Below are 17,549 nucleotides of genomic sequence, written 5' to 3' on the forward strand. Positions count from 1 at the left end.
TAGTTTGTGAGGAAAGAACGAATAGCACCTAAAGAATAACCTCACTTTGCACGAAGTAAAAAAGAAGGTCGTTTATTACTAACTATTACTGTAAAAATTATGTCAGACACCTTCTACAAAGCCTTCTACCATCTTAGAGTATGTCTAAAAATTTAAATTTGTAGATCATTCCAAGCGATATAAAATTGTTTGGCAATTCTGCCAAAGTACCCACGCTTCGGAACTTTCTGTTGTTTTTTCGTGATCCTTGTCCAATCGGCGAAAGTAATTGAACCGCCCGAAGGTCTGTTCGGTAACCCAGCGCCACTTCACAGGAACAAACCCTTTTGCACTTGGGGGCTTTGATGAAAGCTCTACTTCTACTCCTAACAGATTCTCATATACCCAATCCATGAAGATAATTTTATAAGCAGCATCTGCCAGTATTTTTTCTAACCGGTGCAAGTATCCAACCAGAGGCTCGACTACCTGGTGCGCCATTGCTCCGTCTGCATGATTAGCCGCATGGACAACTATCCCCCAAACTAAACCTAAAGTATCTGTGATGATATGACGCTTTCGCCCATTAACACGCTTGTTTCCGTCAATTCCTTTTTCTATATTCACAAATGGTCCTGATTTAACAGACTGACTATCAATACTTAGCATGCTGGGCGTTTCTTCTTTACCCTGTCGCTTCCTTTCCTTTCGATTCAATCCTTCATTTAATTTTTGCAGTGTTCCATCCTTTTGCCATTTTTGAAAATAATAATATACACTTTTCCAGGGAGGAAATTCTCCCGGAAGATTTCTCCATTGGCTGCCAATTCTTAATATCCAAAAAATTGCGTCTACCACATCTCGCAAATCATATTTGCGTTTTCTTTTGATAGGTAAATATTCTTTTATAATTTCCCACTGGGAATCAGTTAGTCGCTCATATTGAGTTTGCATAAACTTGGGTTTTAGTCTACCACAAGTTTAATAACTGGTTCCCATTTTTCCAAAGACTTCAATTTTTAGACATACTCTTATCCAAAATTACGGTTTTTCTAAGTTAATAGGTTCAATAGTATTATTTTTGACCATAATTTGAAAAAAGTTTTGAAAAAAGAGGACTTTTTTAACTTTTAAATACACTTTAATTTGAAAACCCCTCCTTTATCGGATAAAATCATTCTCCAAATGCTCTATGAAGGTGGAGAAGCTAGAAAACAAGCCTGGAAGTATATGTATAAAACCTGGCGTGTTGATTATTCTCGATTCATTCTCAAAAGCGGAGGAAACCAGGATGAAGTTGATGATGCCTTAAGTCAGGTCTGCATGGAGTTTGAAAACCGGGTGATCGCTACCAACAAGCCTCCAATAGAAAACCTTCGTGGCTATTTAGTGCAATGCGTTAAGAACAAATGGCGTAAAACGAAAAAAGGAACACCGCCAACTGCAAGGGACATCAATGATTATCTAAATATTAAAGACTACAAACCAAACCCCGAGGAAATATTGATTATCACAGAAAATAAGATGGAGTTTGATAGTCTACTAGATAAACTTGACCGTCAATGCAATAATATTCTTAAGCTTTTTGTGACAGGATACGGGATGAGGGAAATTGCCCAAAAGTTACAGTTTAGGGATACTGAACAGCTAAAAAAGAGAAAATATAAATGTCTGAAAAAACTTAAAAAAATTATACTGGCAGGTAGCTCCAGAACATAACCAATAGAATTTACTTTCGATGTATAATGAAATATCATATCAGGAAATAAGAGCATATCTACTCGGGCAACTCACACCGGAGCAAGTCAAAGACTTCGAGAAAAAATTAAAGGTAGACCCAGAACTTGCGAAAGAGGTTGAAATCCAACGCGAACTGCTTCCTGCCTTAGAGCGATTGAAAGAACGAGAACTCCAGGCAAATTTTCAAGAATGGAAAAAGGAGTTAGAGGATGACAATGAACCACCAAGGGGAAGCTGGTTTCGATGGTATTACCCCGTTATTACCTTAATCATAGTGATCATTGGTTCTTTATATTTTAATTGGAAAAATAACAATACCCCAACCTTAACTGGAGAAAGCGAAATTCCTCCACCAGACACAACCTCAATACAAGTCCCCCCTCCCAATAAGTCAGATTCATTAATTGAGAAAGATCCTTCTATTATACCACCCAAAAACAATTCAAAATCACCTCCCAAAACTAATACCCTCTCCAAAGACTCATTACAAATAGTAGCTGTAAGAAATTTGGCCGAAGATTTAATTGCAAGCATAGATTTGCCCAAAGTTTCCAAAGTCAGGGGAGGAAAAGAAGAGGATGCGTGGAAAACACCGACAATGGAAGCGGACACAGCAACAAAACTAAAGGACTATGAAAAAGCTTTAGAGATTCTGAATAATACCACTCCAAATATACCTAAAGCCCACCTATACTCTCGATTAGCATTCTTGTATTCCAAAACTAAGGATTACGAAACCGCTATCTTAAGTTACAAAGAGTATATGAAAGAGGACTTCGATGTGACCAAAACAAATTGGGAATTAGCTCTTTATTATCTTGCCAGTTATCCTTATTATGAAAAAGAGTTTTGGGAAACAATAGACCTTATTTTAAGGGTACCTAATCACCCGCACTATGCGGATGCCGAAAAATTAGTCTCAGAATTACAAGAAATTGGGATCGAACGATAAAAATGTTTTGCCATTTATCTGTTATCGAGAACTGCCAAACATTCCTTTAGGATCATTTTTGATACAAATTGAGACGTGGAATATAATACCCTATTATGATTCAGAATGACATTGTAATACTCTTTGTCGTTTTTCTTCCAATTATCCGCTTTCCTGGGACTTTTAGTTGCCACCAATGTAATACAAATATTCTTCTCAACAGAAGGTAATTTTGCCCTCAAAGCATTGAGGTCAAGCTTTATGTTTATTTTTTCGTTATCGACTATTTTGGATAGGCTAATCATCGCGTTTATTTAACGGAGGTAAAGAAATACGATTTTCCTCTCTTCTTCTCAAATTGTCTGGATGTTTGTAGTACAAAAATAGTTTCTCTGCTTCCATTGTAACGACCTCTTGGAGTGGGCCTTCAAACTCGATGAAATAAAATACACCCAAGGCATGTAGTTGTTCTGAAGTATATCTTGCCCCTTTGTTACAAGTATAGCCATATTTGGCAATTTCGTTTGCATTGAGCCAATATAAAGGTTTTGGGCAATGAGTGCAAGGGTACCAGCCAGATTTTAAAGCTCTTAATGAATATTGTTCGCACTTAAGGATTTTCTCTTTTTTTCTTTCAAGAGCTTGATCTCTATGGGAAGTTTCAATTTGTTCCCCTCGATGCCAGACCTTACTAAAAAGAAACATGGAAAGAAGGATAAAGAACGAAAAAGTGGCAATCGTTCGCAGTTGAAGAGCTGATTGCATAGATATTGATTCTACAGGTGAAACGGATAATATCATCCTGTAGATGATTTTTCATCTATGCCTCTTGGGAGCAGGGTGTTTTATCCTGCTCCTTTGCAAATGTAAGGAATCACCTTTTAATCACTATCAATTATAATACTATTTTTTTGCGAACTGGGGTATTTGAACCAAATTGGCAAGGCTCCTCTCCCCTACTACAATGTCAAAAGTCCCATGGTTCCCGATAACTCCTTCACATCAAACTGAGCAAGATAAATTTGGGTAGTTTTAATACTTTTATGTCCAAGCAAAGCTGAAACTTCCTGGATTGGTGCACCCTTTTTTATTGCAATCGTTGCGGCTGTATGACGAGCCGTATAGAATTTCACTCTTTGATCTGTTCCCCTATCCCTCGCAAGCCTTCTAAGTGTTCTATTAACACTCCTGCGAAGGTTGTTGGCTTTTCTTTTTTTATCCGGCTCTGGCAAATCAGGATCAACAATTGGAAACCAATATTTGCCATTTCTGTACCTTTCAATTATTTCCCATGCTTGAGGTACAATTGGCATACGGACCAATACTCCGGTCTTTTTTCTTCTATATACCAGACCATCACCACGTTTATTTTCGTCAGTAAAATGTATCATATCCCATAAGTTAGTTCCAAAAAAGTAATAGGATAACATGAAAACATCCCATGCTCTTTGTCCTCGGTCATCAGGACGTTGATTAAAGACTTTCATTTCTTCCTCGGTATAGGCTATTTCCGGCTCCTTGGATTTTTGTTTCTTCTTTTTGATATGATTGAAGTCGTATCCATCTGGATAATAAGCCGCCTTAAAAGGGTATTCTTTTATGTCTATATATCCTTTTTCCCTTGCATAGGACATCACCGCTTTAAAGCCTCTAAAATAAGCCACAGACTCATATCTATTCCCGAATTGTTCAAGCTTCCTTTTATCAATACTTCTAATTGCTAAATTATCACCCCATAATTTTCGGATAGCCCTTTTAATATCCTTGTAGAACATCTGATTTCCTACACTGCTACGGCTATCAATAAATTCGTCCATGACATCGTAGAAATTCTTATGTAAACCATTTCTGAAAAGCTTAGAAAACTGGATGTAATCAAAGTGGCTATTTCTAAAGAACCTTTCATAAACCCTATTGGCTTGATCTAAACTGTATTCAAGTTGTTGGTTCTTTTTTTCGTCTCTTTTGAACCAAATACTATCGTCCCACTCGTGTTCTTTTGCCTTTACTTTAAGACGAATACGAGAGGTAGTTAATTTACCAGAAGAGGAAGGATAACGTACTTCTAAAACTATTGGAAAATAATTGTTGGCGAGAGGTTCGCCTTTGTATAATTTAACTGCTAATGTAGGAGTTGACATTGTGTATATTTTTGACGATTTAAAGAAATACATATTTGTAATTCTTTGAAAATCATACATTTATATACAATAAAATCAATGTCTTCTGATCCGTAGTCAGGGACTCTATCCAGTTAAGCTACGGAGCCTTTAGCCTTTCAAATAAACAGAGCTTATTTTAAATGCGGCTGCAAAGGTAAAATCTTTTTTATACTTATGCAAAAGGATTTTAAAATTTAAACAAAAAAAGAGAAAAAATAATTTCATTTCTCCTAAAAAACCTTTTTATGTTACTTTTACCCTCCTGCTAATCAAGTATTTCCGGGCCTTTGGGAATATTTTTTCCTTTCAGGTACTCCAATTTTGCCTCGCGGTGCAAAAATAATGATTTTGCCTGATCCTGATCAATTAATTTAAATTTAATTTTATCTCCGGGTTTCAACTGGGCAACCGGTCCAAGATCAACCGCAATAATACTTCCAATACGGGGATATCCGCCCGTTGTTTGTCCGTCGCTCATCACAATGATCATTTCTCCGCTGGGGATAAGTTGAATGCTTCCCCTTCCCAAAGGGGAAGAGAGCATTTGCACGGGGTGATATTCCTGCGACAATTTTCCTTCCAATCTAATCCCCATACGGTCCGAATTATGCCCTATTTTAAAGGTATTTCGACCAAAATTTTGTTTCATTTCAACATCCATAACGTTCCATTCCGGCCCCTCCAGTATCCTGATGGTACGTTTGGCATCATAATTTGGCCAATAAGACTCCGGGAGGGTCATTATCAACGGCGGTTCGTCTTTTTTATGATAAAAAAGTAAATCTCCTTTTATCAATGGCCGGCCATGGTGCCCTCCAAACCCTGCCGGAACATAAGTGGAACAACTTTCCATCACGTAATCCGAAACCAGGCCACCCCAAATGGCCAGATAAGCACGGCAACCATTCTTCAACCCGCCAAACGAAAGCCGATCGCCAGGGTTGAGGCAAACCGTCTCGTACATCATGATATCTTTTCCATTCACCCGAGGCGACAAATCCCCCCCTGTTACTGCGATAAAGGTTCTTGAGGAAAAAAGTAATTCCGGGCCCGTATAGGAAATTTCCAACAAGGGTGCTGTAACCTCATTTCCCACCAATATATTTGCGAGCCGGGCGGCATAATCATCCATGGCCCCGCTTTGTGGCACCCCCACCCTCCTGCTCCCAAATCGACCGAGGTCTTGAATGGTGGTATACATACCCGGTGTTTCAACGCTTATTTTTCTTATGAAGGACATGCTGGTTGCTGGTTGACTTGGTGCTGGTTACTGGTTACTGGTTGACTTGTTACTGGTTGCTGGTTGACTTGTTACTGGTTACTGGTTGACTTGTTACTGGTTACTGGTTGACTTGGTTGCTGGTTACTGGGGTGCTGGTTGCTGGGGTGCTGGTTATTTGTGGACTGAACTGCTTTAATGGTTATTTTAAATTTTAACCTTTAGTATTTTGGCCTTTTAGCGACGAACATCACTCGGTCTCCCTGTTTTATGCGGAGGGGTTCTTTGCTTTGGGGATCAAAAAAAATATCACTTGTGCGCCCGATAATGTTCCACCCCGCCGGGCTTTCAATGGCATAAATTCCTGTTTGGGCACCACCGATCGCCACCGACCCCGGGGCAGTTTTCAAATCAGGCACAGGTTTTCTGGGCGTATTGAGTCGTTCATCCATGCCGCCGAGATAAATGAACCCGGGCAAAAAACCCAGCATATAAACCAGGTATTCATTTTGGGTATGTACCCTGATCACTTCTTCCCGGGAAAGTCCCGAATGTTTCATCACGATCGGCATGTCAGGGGAATCCTTTGCTTCATAAGAAACAGACACTTCCCACAACCTGGATTCAGGCTGTTTGACTTTTTTTAGCCCGGGCAGCAGTTTTTTTAATTCAACGACCAGTGTTTCTTGCTCCCACAGGAGTGGGTTGTAAAAAACGGCGAGAGAAGCATAAGCCGGAACCGTTTCAATCACGCCGTAAAGGTCTGCTTCCCGAATGAGCTGATCCATGGCGGTAACGACCGTAAGAATCTGAGGCGAAATGACCTGCTCAAATTCAATTAATATTGAATTATCGGTTAATGTCTTATATTGAGGACTTATTTTTGGCACTTGTTTTTTATTATTGCAGAAAATAAACCTAAAATGGATATCAGCAACTTCCTCCGCAATGCTACGAAAAAACACGGACTCACCGAAGGCATCGAAGCCGGAAAAAAGAAAGTCATCGCCCAAATGATCCAAAAAGGATTTTCTATCCAGGAGATTCAAAAAATGTCGGGCCTGCCACTCGATTACATCACCGGTATTGAAAAGGAGTTGAACGCAGCCCCACCAAAAGACGGTTTGATGGATAAATCATAACAGCCTCTATTCACCCTACCTCAAAACCTTCATGCTCAAGGCTTGTCCTTAACGCCCTGGCTACTTCAGCCGCTTCTGGCTGATCTCCGTGAATACAAACCGTATCTGCCGTAACATTCTTTAAATTGCCGGTTACCGTTTTTACCTTTCCTGAAGACAGCATCCGGTTAATGTGTTCAAACATCTCCTGTTTATCTGTGATCAGCGCCTCCTTTTCTTGCCGGCTCACCAGGGAGAGGTCATCATTGTAATTCCGGTCGGCAAAAACCTCATTGGCATAGGGTAGATTTTCTTTCGCAGCGCATTTTGCCATGGCAGATTCAGGGGGGCCGTAAAGCACAAGCGTTTTGTCGATGGAAAGGATGGCTTGCACTATGATGGCAGCCATGGATTCGTCCCGGGCGGCCATGTTGTACAAGGCCCCATGGGGTTTCACATGATGCAGTTTTCCTCCCGTGGCCTCAGTCATGCCTTTAATCGCCGAAACCTGGTATTTTATCAAAGCAGAAAGTTCCGCAGCAGTAAGGAACATTTCCCGTCTTCCAAACCCATGCATATCATAAAAGGCCGGATGAGCCCCGATTTTAACGCCATTTTGTAGTGCAAATTCAATGGTATGCTGGATGGTCAGGGGATCGCCTCCATGATATCCACAGGCAATATTACAGGAGGAGATATATTTCATGACTTCCGCATCGTTCCCAATCCGAAAGTGACCGAAACTTTCCCCCATGTCGCAGTTTAAGTCTATTTTCATAAATTAAAGATATCCCAAAACCGACAAAATGCTCTTCGCACTCAGGAAAAGGGTCACCAGGATGATGATGCCGGCGAAAATATTTTGTCGCAAATTATTTTTGTAACTACCGAGTAATGAAGCCCTGTTGACCATCCAAACCAGGAAAATGGCGATAAAAGGCAATAGTATTCCATTGGCCATTTGAGCAAATTTAATCACATGAATGGGCTTGAATCCCAACAAAGAAAACAGGACACCGATGAAAAGAATGAGACCTCCTGTCAATTTGAATTTCCATTCTTTCAAATCCGGCTTAAACCCAAAAATACCCGCCGCCACATACGAAGCAGCCAAAGGAGCTGTTATCGCAGAAGAGATCCCCGCCGCAAATAATCCACCGGCCATAAAGTATTTGGCCCATCGCCCCAGCAAAGGTTCCAGCTGAATGGCGAGATCCGCTGCATTGTTAAAAGAACCGGCCTGTTGCGAAGCTGCTGCTGAAGTCACTACAATAGCCATAGAAATGATTCCACCGAGTACCACGGCCACGACCGTATCAAAACGGACAGCAGGCAGGTCGTCGGGAGATTTCCATTTTTCGGATACGGAAGAAGCATGCAAGAACAGGTTGTAGGGCACCACGGTAGTCCCCACCAGTCCAATCACCATCAGCCATCCTCCGGCAGGCACCTCCGGCACGGTAGGAACCAACATTCCTTTGATCATCGCTCCCAGGTCGGGCCCAACCATCAGGGCGGTTACGATAAAAACAATACTCATCAAAAGCACCAGGCCTATCAGTGTTTTTTCGATCAACTTATAACTTCCGGAAAATAACAAAGCCATAGCGATGATTCCGATGATCAGTCCCCACAAATTAAGGGTTCCACCGTTAACCTGGACATTAAGGCTGCCCAATGCGGTATCCATGCCCAAAACGGCTCCGCTGATATTTCCCGCCTCATAAGCGCCGTTGCCGATGATGATGGCACAAAAAACCAGTAGCAGGCTTAGCAGTCGCCAGAAGGGGTGGTTGATCTGCCCCCGCAGGGCTTCTCCCAACCCCTGTTGAGTGACCAACCCCAGGCGGGCAGCCATTTCCTGCAGGATTATCGTGGCAAACACCGAAAAAACGAGGCCCCAGAGCAATGCATATACAAAGGAATAACCGGCGAGAGAACAAACCGTTACGGTGCCCGGTCCGATAAAAGCCGAGGTGATCAAAATCGCCGGCCCTGTGGATTTTATTTTTTTTAAAAATTGCACGTGGTTATTTTAGATTGAAGGAGATTGAAGGAGATTGAGGGTCCGTTTTTTATTATTTTTCATCGATTAGAAATATCATTGTTACGATAATTTTTTTCTCATTGAGGCCAAAATTTTCACGAGTTCCAGACTTTCCGAGTGAAGGGTTTTAATAAAATCGTCCGTACAGGTATTCGAATCGATGAGTAAATCCAACCACATTTCCGTTTCATCGGCTTCTTCAACAGCAATACATAATTTGCTAAAAAACTCAGCTTTTGCCCTTGCTCGCATCGCAACCCTATAATTAGCATACTTTGAAGTACCCGATTTTGTAAGTTGATATCGGATGACTCTTGGACTGAACCTTTTCCGGCAACAAATCCCCAAATTTCAATATCTCCAAACAAAATTCCTTCAATCTTGCCCCAACATTAATCTTATATTCAACCCAATTATTCTGCTCCATAAATTCAATCTTTATCAATCTTTATCAACCTCATTCCATCTTAAGAATTTTCGCCCCCGGTTCGAATTTCTTCCTGATCTTTTTCAGGGTTGATTGCACTTCACTTTCGGCATCATAAACCATCTGGACCCCCACCACGGTAAGTTTACCTTCCTTATCGGTATAAGGTTCATAACCGGCTTCAAATATGCGTTTCACCAATTTATCCACATTGGATTGATTGCCGAATTTTCCGATAATGATTATAGCCACTTTTTCATTGGGGGAAAGCGTCGGAGCCTCAGAACCTTCGGCCTGAGGATCAGGAGGCGGCGGTTGCTGTTCATCACCTGTTGGAGCCCCTTCGTCATCGTCATAATCATTCACCACTTCATAATCGCTCTGGTTATCACTCGGACTAACGTTTACCCGTTCATTAGCCACGGCTTCACCACTTGTCTTTGATTCGGCATTATTTTTAAATACGGCCAGATAAATAGCGGAAATGACTACTATTAAAGCAGCAGCGCTCACCCAAAGCAGGTTTTTGGTAAACCAGTCGGCTATAGTATTGGTCACTTTTTCTGATTTTGTGGAAGGAGGATTGGACGATTTTGTATTTACAGATTCTGTAAAAGGCCTTGAAACCGGGTAAAAATGCAGATCCGGCAACCCGAAAGTATCCGCATTAAAATTATGACTTTCAGGCAAAAACTTAAAGTTCCCTTCAAAATCTTTGTACAATCGGCCCAATCCATGAAACGTCAGGAATTCTTTTTTTTCAAGTCGGTTTTTCAGATCAGCGACGTATTTTTCAACCACTTTCTCTGCCCTGGAAACCGGCAACCCGTGTTTCTTCTTGAGTATCTTAATCAGGAGGCCGTCATCCATTACCAGGTTGCGGTTGAAATTGAGGGCCGAACCAGGTGGTTTGATCTCTCCCTGGACATAATCAATGCTGGCATCTTTATAGGCTTTAACAAAACTTCCAAATCCTGGTAAGCTCACCGTATCATGTTCAAAAAGCAATTCGGCAATATAAGCGCCCGGATCAATTTCCATATGTTTAAGATTTTATCCTATAAAGATACGTTTTTTAATAAAAATAGTGGATTTTTGTCCTAAAGCATCACCAATGCGCACTAACAGAAAAACACGGCGAATTCGATTATTTTCGATAGCAATCATCATTTATATGTTGGCGGCCTTTACGTGGTGGGCTCTTTTATTGCGAAAAAAAACCATCAAATACCACAACCTGCAAATTGAGTTGGTCGAAAGCAAACCACTTGACCCTGAAGAGAAACGGTTACAATTGGAAAAAATCGAGCACGAACTTTCGTTGCAAAACAGAATGATCCTGGGAGAAGCCATTTTTTTTGGACTCAGCCTTTCCATTGGGTTATGGTTCGTTTACCGTTCTTACCGACAGGCAATACAGGTTTCCAAAAACCAGACCAATTTCCTACTGGCCATCACCCACGAATTGAAAACGCCCATCGCATCCATCAGCCTGATTCTGGAGACCCTTATCAAGCGTAAAATCAATGAAGATCAAAAGCAAAAAATGGGCTCCGATGCCATGAGGGAAACGCGCCGACTGGATTCCCTGGTCAATAATCTCTTATTGTCTGCCCGACTGGATTCCAAATACAAACCTTTTCCTGAATGGCTGGACTTGTGTGGGATTTGTGAAAAAATTGTGGCAGAATACCGGGGCAAATACCCGGAAGCCGAGTTCGCCATCTCCTGCGGTAAGGATCTGCCCATGGTATATGCCGACAAGGAGGGCATGATTGCCATCATTCATAATCTTTTGGGCAATGCCATCAAATACAGTGAAAATACCCCCCGGGTAGAGATCAACATTACTTCGACGGATCAGAACATTGAATTAAAAGTGGCAGACCATGGAATCGGTATTCCTGAGGCTGAAAAGAAAAAGGTTTTTGAAAGATTTTATCGTTCCGGTAACGAAGCTATCCGCAAGACCAAAGGTACCGGGCTGGGACTTTTTATCATCAGGGAAATTGTACGGGCCCATAGGGGGAAAATCCGGCTGGAAAACAATGTTCCTTCGGGGACTGTTTTTATCATTACACTACCTATTGAATAACAGATGCGTATATTATTAGTGGAAGACGAGGCGAGCATTCGCAATACCATAAAACTGAACCTGGAGCTTTCAGATTATGAAGTGGTGACGGCGGAAAATGGCTCTGAAGCCCTGGACAAGGTGATGAGCCAGCATTTCGACCTGCTTATCCTGGACGTTATGTTGCCCGATATGGACGGTTTCCAGATTTGCGAACAAATCCGGCTTTCCGATTTTGAGACCCCCATCATTTTTGTCACGGCGAGGAATTCGGGAGATGACCGCATCAAAGGCCTGAAACTCGGGGCTGATGACTACCTGACCAAACCTTTTGAGTTTGAAGAGCTGGAACTCAGGATCGGTAAATTGCTCCAGCGCGCCGGCAAATCCACTGGCGATGAAACCTCCATTTATGCTTTTGGCAATAACCGCATGAATTTCAAAACTTTTGACGCCTGGGGCCGTAACGGCGCTTTTACCCTCACCAAAAAAGAAGCCATGCTGCTCAAGTTGCTCATCGACCGCAAAAACCAGGTGGTCTCCCGCCGCCAGATCCTGCAGTCGGTTTGGGGTTATGATGTTTTTCCTTCCACCCGGACGATTGATAATTTCATCCTTTCTTTCCGGAAATATTTTGAGGAGGATCCGAGGAATCCAAAGTTTTTCATTTCGGTGCGGGGCGTTGGCTATAAGTTTGTGGAATAAATTCCCGGAATTTGTAGATCCTGCTGAAACACTTTACTGTCTTTTGCAGGAGGTATAGAAGGGATGACGCAGGAGACAGGCTTTTTTATTTTTTGAATATGCCTGGCCATCAGGGGAAGTTATTTCCTTAATAACTCTGCGAGCAAAGAATCTATCGCGGTGGTAACGCTTATAGATGGATCATTTTTCAATTTGGATCCTTGAAAAATCTCAACTATCCTACCTTCACGGTTTACCACAATCGTACTCGGATACCCCCATATCAAACGAAAATTTTCCTCAATTATATGTTTTGCATTGGTTACATGGGTAAAAATAAAAGTATTAGTCTTTAAGAATTCTTTTACGTCATGTTCTGAATCATTGGAAAAAGATACATAATTAACCTTTTCTTTACCATATTTATTGACGATAGAATTTAAGTCTGGTATTTCGGCAATACAGGGGGCACATTTTATGAACCAAAAATTAATCACCGTCACCTTTCCAATTAGGTTTTTTGTTTCGATTTCGTCCCCATTTATATCTGTAACTTTAAAAAAAGGCAATAGCGAGCCAACAAGGCACTTTGCGTCAAATCCTGTATAACCAAAACCTTTTTTTGTAGCCCCTTCCATATCGAACTCAATAGTTTTGACATTTTCAAAGCATTTATTATACCGCACTTCATAGGTGTCTGTAGGTTGACAAGATACGTTTAGCAAAATAAATAATAAAATAATGGATAACAAGCGACACAAATTATGTATCGATTTATCAAAAATTATTTTCTGAAAACGTTCAGAAATAGAAATAACAATCATACTCATTTCATTTAAAGCATTGTAAGATTAATTGCCTTGAAGGATCAGTGAATCTTAATTTAAATTCAACGGATTTGGAAAATGTTTCTTAATGTATCAACCCTATATACCTCAACATTACCATTTATTTTTTTATTAAAGAGTTTGTTGATATAATCTCTACCCGCTTGATTGTAACCCAATGCAACAACAACAACTGAGTCAGGATGATAAACTGGATCAAGTTTATCAAACCAGTTTTTTTCATAAAATTTTTTTATTTCATTGTGACCTATTAAATTCAAGTTTTTATAGTTTTTTGGATTATTATTACTATAGAAAAAATCGATTCTTTTTTTAGCAATGAAAAGAGGGTTTTCCATAAATGTCGTTTCAACTAACCCTGATTCTGGAATTTTAACAAGTCTATTGCCATCATCGTCATAATTTTTGGCTACTCCATTGACTTGATTATATGCAATATATATAGTGCCTATGAATTCTTTTGGGATGAAAAATTTTGTTCGAGTGGCCTCTTTATCTTTTTTTAAAGAATGTCCCTCTCTGATGCAAGTTACAATTTCAGCAATGTGGTTATCAATTCCATCGCCTTTTTTATATGTGATTAAAAGTAGGAAATCTTTTTCCAAATGAACCAAAAAATTTTCAAATATATCTCCCGTCCTTTCTCCTTTAATTATTAAGAAAAGACTATCTTTTTTTTGTATGAAGTCATAAATAAATTGACCGTATTCTTCAAGGTGAAATTTTCGGTTGCCATTATAAATATTTACTTCTCCATTTTTCAAAAATTCTATTGCGTAATCTTTATCACCAACACCAATCCATTTACCTATAACCTGTTCTTCTATAGAAGGCTGGCAAGCAAATAAAAAAAAAGATAGTCCAAGCAGGATGGAAAAAGAATATTTAGTGATCATTATTTCGATTTAAAATTTATGTTTAAGAAATCTAACTGTTCGTGTACGGGTTAAAGCTGCAAGCTTCTTTTTTTCAATCCTGTTTTTTTTATTGTACTCATAGTTAAGCCTTCTTTTTGTTAAATTTTAGGTTTCTGATTTATCTGCAATAATTAGTACAGCCAATTAAAAGTAGATTTAAAAAATTCAGTGAATTCTTTTTTCGAGCGTATCAATGGTAAACGTCTGGACGTTTCCCAAAATATTTTCATCAAATAGCTTGTTAACTAAATCCCTTGAAGGATTAAAACGTTCAACAAATCCAACAATCAATTTTGGGTCATATCGTCCTTGTATATAATCACAGTTTAACAATGCTAATTCATCAAACTGGAATACATGAATTTCGTCTACTTCATTTGTGTTTTTTCGGAATATTCTCACTCTGCCTTTGCTTATTATTCTTAAATCCTCAACAAATGTTGTTTTTAAAAGGCCAGATTGTGGGATATTTAAAGTAATATTTCCATCAGAATCAACAATCGGATGACTTCCATTTTTTTGCCCAAAAGCAATAAGAATTTCATTTTTATTAAACTCTGTTGGTAAAACTAACGACAATGATTTATATGCCCCCTTAGTTCTTTTTTTAGTCCCTTGCCTAAAAAAAGAATTAACCATTTGAAGGTGATTGTCAATACCCTCTCCTTGTTTATAATTAGCAAGAGTAAGATGATCTCCATCTACGAAGCATAAGTATTTGTCATAAAATTTATTATTATTCTCTCCAAAAAGATTGACCATTAAACTATCTCCATGTTTATCTATTTTATACACAATCTTTCCATAATCCACCTCCTCGTATTTCCCATTTACTATTTCTAAAGACGAAATAATTACTTTTTCACCTGAAATATATTGATTGAAATACCCATCTTCTGTAAATTCAAAGACTAAATTAGAATTGGATTCTACTTCCCACACTCCAATCAAATGATTTTTAGAACTTTTATCTGATGAGCAATTTATTGAAAATAACAGGACTAGGAATAGGTACTTATTCATTTTAATTAAATTTTAAGCATTGCATAAATCCAATGCTTTCAGCAGTAGTTCAAAAAGACTTTAAAAAACAAAGAAGTATGAGACGAACAACAGGCTTATTTATTTGAATATTGTAGTGAACCATAAAAGTGTATTAAGATATTTTAAATAGACTATCCTGGAAAAACCTATTTATCCCCCATAATTTTTTCGATTAAAGAATAATGTGCGATTACTTTGCTTTTATCGGAATCTAAAACCCATTCACTCCACGTACCAGAATATGGGTCATAACCGCATTTAAGGGGTTTGCTTAGTACGTCATCAGTGGCTGCTCCATATCTAAAGAATCATATTCTACTTAAATTTAATTCGTCGATGAGTTTTTCAATTAAAAGTTCATTGCCCATTAATTCATCAATATTTACATTTGATTTGCTTTGAAACTTCATATCTGCCATTCGAATTAAAAACAACTCCATAAAGCTCTCAATGTGACCATTCTTCCAGGCTTGGTAAATCATTGGAAAATATTTTTCCCTTATTTGATAGTTTTCACTATGATGAATTACTAAAATCGGAGTTTTCCTGGCTGTACTACTGTAGGTGTTTTTTTTAGGGTAGCCAAATTTTGTCAATAAATACTCAATTTTATATAAGTTTTCTTCATCACTTTCTTTTATGTCAGCCCATAGGTTTTTATACTCTTCAGATTTTACACCATACTCTTCCATAATTGGTTTTAACCGCATTCGTGATTTTTGATCTTCATTATATATTCTTTGTAACGTCAATTCGATTTCTTGGTCAGTATCTATTTTATCCAATGTGGATTTAATTTCTTCAAATCGATTATTGCTGAGGTTGTTACATTGAAAAAAGACACAGATGAAAAGGAAAATTGAAAATGATTTAGTTAAGTGGTTTAGTTGTTTCATTGTCATTTCCAGCTATTTATTAAGGTTAAATATTTTCTAAGATTCGGGAATACTTTGCATTCCATTCTGTCCACTCCGTGGCAAAGGGGGCGTACCTGGATTTTAGTAGTTTGCTGTAAATATCTTCTGGATATTCTACATAGGCGCGACAATCTGTACAAATAGATCGAAATTCGCAATCCTTACAAACAAGAGTTTTATCTTTGCTAATATCCCAATATTTCTTAAAATCTGGATGATCTAGTGCTTTTTTTAGGGTAGTTTTTTTTTATATTCCCATAGGACTTTTCCATGGATGGATAATTCTTGATATTACCGTTGATATCTACCGGAATACAATTAGCAAACAAGGAAAAGAACATATTATTTTGGTTCATTAAGAATAAAAATTTTGGAAATAGGTTTACTAAATGATAATGAGGAATATATTTTAGTTTGATGAAATTTACTATTCAATTTATATAAAATTATGCTTTTGGCTCCGTTTGTTGCCATTAACTCTAAAAAAATCAACCTCTTTATAAGCAAGCCAATCAATTACGTCACAAGTAGTAGGATCAAATTCTTTCGTGAGAATTAAGATTTTTTTCATCCTTAATTTAGATACTTATTTAACTCAATTGGGTCTAAACCCATCTTAATTATTTTACCATCGATATCAAATAAAGCCCCGTAAGGAAACCCATTTTGATGAAAATGTCTTTGAACTGATTTCGTAGAAATTCCGTTGATCCAGTTAATATTTTTTTTCGAAATATATTTTTTTATTTCTGCAATATCATCTCCTGAGTTCAAACTTATGATTGTTATATTCCTATTAGTGGCTGCAATTTTTTTTAAATCTTCCATTGCCTTTAAACACGGTTCACACCACAAGCCCCAAAAATCAACATAGACTAACTTACCCGCCCCTTGATAATCTTTGAAATTAGCTATCGAACCATCCAAAAGGGAAAATTCAATATTGGGTAGTTTATCAATTAGTTTCATAGAAGGGACTACATCCTCACGGTCATCAATATTTACCAGATTAATGAAGGTAGCCTTTGGATCAATTTTGGAAATCTTAAAAAGATCGCCATTCGCTTCAAAATAATTAACATCTTGAATCACCGCTACTGAAATACTGGTAATATCATGGATATAAACTTCCTGAATTCCTTCAGGGGCTATAAAAAGATGATCTATTCCTACTTCATTGAAAATACCGTTTTGGTTCATATCTCCAACTGCCAGATTGAATGAATTATTTTTGTAAGAAAAAATCGAACCTTTTATTTTTAGTGTTGCTATAGAAGGTTTTAATTTTACCCATTGTAAATAAGGGATAACTGATTTGGGTAGAAAATTTTGATTAAGATCCAATCTAATTTCCTGAATTGGATCGGACTTTATACTCTTACATGAAAAGCACAGTATGACTAGAGTCGAAATGAAAATAAAAGAAATTAACCTCATGT

18 protein-coding genes and 1 pseudogene are annotated in these 17,549 nt (G+C 38.5%); 5 read left to right on the forward strand and 14 right to left on the reverse strand.

The features are described from left to right. Positions 1-165: 165 nt before the first annotated feature. Positions 166-933 carry an IS5 family transposase gene (locus H6571_07285; GenBank protein MCB9323530.1) on the reverse strand — a complete coding sequence of 256 codons (768 nt, stop codon included), beginning with the start codon at positions 931-933 and terminating at the stop codon, positions 166-168. 231 nt (positions 934-1,164) lie between these two features. On the opposite strand from H6571_07285, the gene H6571_07290 reads away from it, so the two are divergent. Next, positions 1,165-1,698: a sigma-70 family RNA polymerase sigma factor gene (locus H6571_07290; protein ID MCB9323531.1), complete on the forward strand. Its 534-nt coding sequence runs from the start codon at positions 1,165-1,167 to the stop codon at positions 1,696-1,698. A 19-nt stretch (positions 1,699-1,717) separates the two neighbouring features. Beyond that, positions 1,718-2,671, forward strand: coding sequence for a hypothetical protein (locus tag H6571_07295; protein ID MCB9323532.1), 954 nt, complete (start codon positions 1,718-1,720; stop codon positions 2,669-2,671). A gap of 276 nt (positions 2,672-2,947) precedes the next feature. On the opposite strand, the gene H6571_07300 is transcribed toward H6571_07295, so the two are convergent. The 4 genes from H6571_07300 to pxpB form a co-directional block, all read right to left on the reverse strand. Beyond that, positions 2,948-3,415, reverse strand: a complete 468-nt coding sequence (locus tag H6571_07300) for a hypothetical protein (protein MCB9323533.1) — start codon at positions 3,413-3,415, stop codon at positions 2,948-2,950. A gap of 194 nt (positions 3,416-3,609) precedes the next feature. Then, positions 3,610-4,791, reverse strand: coding sequence for a tyrosine-type recombinase/integrase (locus H6571_07305; protein MCB9323534.1), 1,182 nt, complete (start codon positions 4,789-4,791; stop codon positions 3,610-3,612). 286 nt (positions 4,792-5,077) lie between these two features. Then, a complete protein-coding gene (locus H6571_07310; GenBank protein MCB9323535.1) occupies positions 5,078-6,052 on the reverse strand; it encodes a biotin-dependent carboxyltransferase in 975 nt (324 codons plus the stop codon). Positions 6,053-6,252: 200 nt separating this feature from the next. Continuing rightward, positions 6,253-6,921 carry a 5-oxoprolinase subunit PxpB gene (gene pxpB / locus H6571_07315; GenBank protein MCB9323536.1) on the reverse strand — a complete coding sequence of 223 codons (669 nt, stop codon included), beginning with the start codon at positions 6,919-6,921 and terminating at the stop codon, positions 6,253-6,255. Between the two features lie 33 nt (positions 6,922-6,954). On the opposite strand from pxpB, the gene H6571_07320 reads away from it, so the two are divergent. Beyond that, positions 6,955-7,173: a hypothetical protein gene (locus H6571_07320; protein ID MCB9323537.1), complete on the forward strand. Its 219-nt coding sequence runs from the start codon at positions 6,955-6,957 to the stop codon at positions 7,171-7,173. A 10-nt stretch (positions 7,174-7,183) separates the two neighbouring features. On the opposite strand, the gene H6571_07325 is transcribed toward H6571_07320, so the two are convergent. The 4 genes and pseudogenes from H6571_07325 to H6571_07340 all read right to left on the reverse strand — a co-directional run bounded on the left by H6571_07325 (position 7,184) and on the right by H6571_07340 (position 10,667). Continuing rightward, positions 7,184-7,930: a LamB/YcsF family protein gene (locus H6571_07325; GenBank protein MCB9323538.1), complete on the reverse strand. Its 747-nt coding sequence runs from the start codon at positions 7,928-7,930 to the stop codon at positions 7,184-7,186. Positions 7,931-7,933: 3 nt separating this feature from the next. Next, positions 7,934-9,178, reverse strand: a complete 1,245-nt coding sequence (locus H6571_07330) for an Nramp family divalent metal transporter (protein ID MCB9323539.1) — start codon at positions 9,176-9,178, stop codon at positions 7,934-7,936. Between the two features lie 81 nt (positions 9,179-9,259). Further along, a pseudogene (locus tag H6571_07335) lies at positions 9,260-9,626 on the reverse strand (four helix bundle protein). 30 nt (positions 9,627-9,656) lie between these two features. Beyond that, positions 9,657-10,667 (reverse strand): hypothetical protein, encoded by a 1,011-nt coding sequence (locus H6571_07340; protein ID MCB9323540.1) that lies wholly within the window; start codon positions 10,665-10,667, stop codon positions 9,657-9,659. Between the two features lie 73 nt (positions 10,668-10,740). Between H6571_07340 and H6571_07345 the strand changes: the two genes are divergently transcribed. Beyond that, entirely contained in the window at positions 10,741-11,721 is a 981-nt protein-coding gene (locus H6571_07345; protein ID MCB9323541.1) for a HAMP domain-containing histidine kinase, read from the forward strand. Between the two features lie 3 nt (positions 11,722-11,724). Continuing rightward, positions 11,725-12,405 (forward strand): response regulator transcription factor, encoded by a 681-nt coding sequence (locus tag H6571_07350; GenBank protein MCB9323542.1) that lies wholly within the window; start codon positions 11,725-11,727, stop codon positions 12,403-12,405. Positions 12,406-12,524: 119 nt separating this feature from the next. On the opposite strand, the gene H6571_07355 is transcribed toward H6571_07350, so the two are convergent. The 5 genes from H6571_07355 to H6571_07375 all read right to left on the reverse strand — a co-directional run bounded on the left by H6571_07355 (position 12,525) and on the right by H6571_07375 (position 17,454). Beyond that, positions 12,525-13,208, reverse strand: coding sequence for a TlpA family protein disulfide reductase (locus H6571_07355; GenBank protein MCB9323543.1), 684 nt, complete (start codon positions 13,206-13,208; stop codon positions 12,525-12,527). Between the two features lie 65 nt (positions 13,209-13,273). Then, positions 13,274-14,128, reverse strand: coding sequence for a hypothetical protein (locus tag H6571_07360; protein MCB9323544.1), 855 nt, complete (start codon positions 14,126-14,128; stop codon positions 13,274-13,276). A gap of 186 nt (positions 14,129-14,314) precedes the next feature. Then, positions 14,315-15,172, reverse strand: coding sequence for a hypothetical protein (locus H6571_07365; GenBank protein ID MCB9323545.1), 858 nt, complete (start codon positions 15,170-15,172; stop codon positions 14,315-14,317). A gap of 329 nt (positions 15,173-15,501) precedes the next feature. Next, entirely contained in the window at positions 15,502-15,978 is a 477-nt protein-coding gene (locus tag H6571_07370) for a hypothetical protein (GenBank protein ID MCB9323546.1), read from the reverse strand. A gap of 705 nt (positions 15,979-16,683) precedes the next feature. After that, positions 16,684-17,454: a TlpA family protein disulfide reductase gene (locus H6571_07375; GenBank protein MCB9323547.1), complete on the reverse strand. Its 771-nt coding sequence runs from the start codon at positions 17,452-17,454 to the stop codon at positions 16,684-16,686. Positions 17,455-17,549 lie beyond the last annotated feature (95 nt).

It is taken from the genome of Lewinellaceae bacterium (assembly GCA_020636105.1).
In the GTDB taxonomy this organism is placed as follows: Bacteria; Bacteroidota; Bacteroidia; order Chitinophagales; family Saprospiraceae; genus BCD1.

Excerpts from the sequence above, each read along its gene's own strand:
- H6571_07285 (MCB9323530.1), bottom strand. The coding sequence starts at position 933 with ATGCAAACTCAATATGAGCGACTAACTGATTCCCAGTGGGAAATTATA.
- H6571_07290 (MCB9323531.1), top strand. The coding sequence starts at position 1,165 with ATGCTCTATGAAGGTGGAGAAGCTAGAAAACAAGCCTGGAAGTATATG.
- H6571_07295 (MCB9323532.1), top strand. The coding sequence starts at position 1,718 with ATGTATAATGAAATATCATATCAGGAAATAAGAGCATATCTACTCGGG.
- H6571_07300 (MCB9323533.1), bottom strand. The coding sequence starts at position 3,415 with ATGCAATCAGCTCTTCAACTGCGAACGATTGCCACTTTTTCGTTCTTT.
- H6571_07305 (MCB9323534.1), bottom strand. The coding sequence starts at position 4,791 with ATGTCAACTCCTACATTAGCAGTTAAATTATACAAAGGCGAACCTCTC.
- H6571_07310 (MCB9323535.1), bottom strand. The coding sequence starts at position 6,052 with ATGTCCTTCATAAGAAAAATAAGCGTTGAAACACCGGGTATGTATACC.
- H6571_07320 (MCB9323537.1), top strand. The coding sequence starts at position 6,955 with ATGGATATCAGCAACTTCCTCCGCAATGCTACGAAAAAACACGGACTC.
- H6571_07325 (MCB9323538.1), bottom strand. The coding sequence starts at position 7,930 with ATGAAAATAGACTTAAACTGCGACATGGGGGAAAGTTTCGGTCACTTT.
- H6571_07340 (MCB9323540.1), bottom strand. The coding sequence starts at position 10,667 with ATGGAAATTGATCCGGGCGCTTATATTGCCGAATTGCTTTTTGAACAT.
- H6571_07345 (MCB9323541.1), top strand. The coding sequence starts at position 10,741 with ATGCGCACTAACAGAAAAACACGGCGAATTCGATTATTTTCGATAGCA.
- H6571_07350 (MCB9323542.1), top strand. The coding sequence starts at position 11,725 with ATGCGTATATTATTAGTGGAAGACGAGGCGAGCATTCGCAATACCATA.
- H6571_07355 (MCB9323543.1), bottom strand. The coding sequence starts at position 13,208 with ATGATTGTTATTTCTATTTCTGAACGTTTTCAGAAAATAATTTTTGAT.
- H6571_07360 (MCB9323544.1), bottom strand. The coding sequence starts at position 14,128 with ATGATCACTAAATATTCTTTTTCCATCCTGCTTGGACTATCTTTTTTT.
- H6571_07365 (MCB9323545.1), bottom strand. The coding sequence starts at position 15,172 with ATGAATAAGTACCTATTCCTAGTCCTGTTATTTTCAATAAATTGCTCA.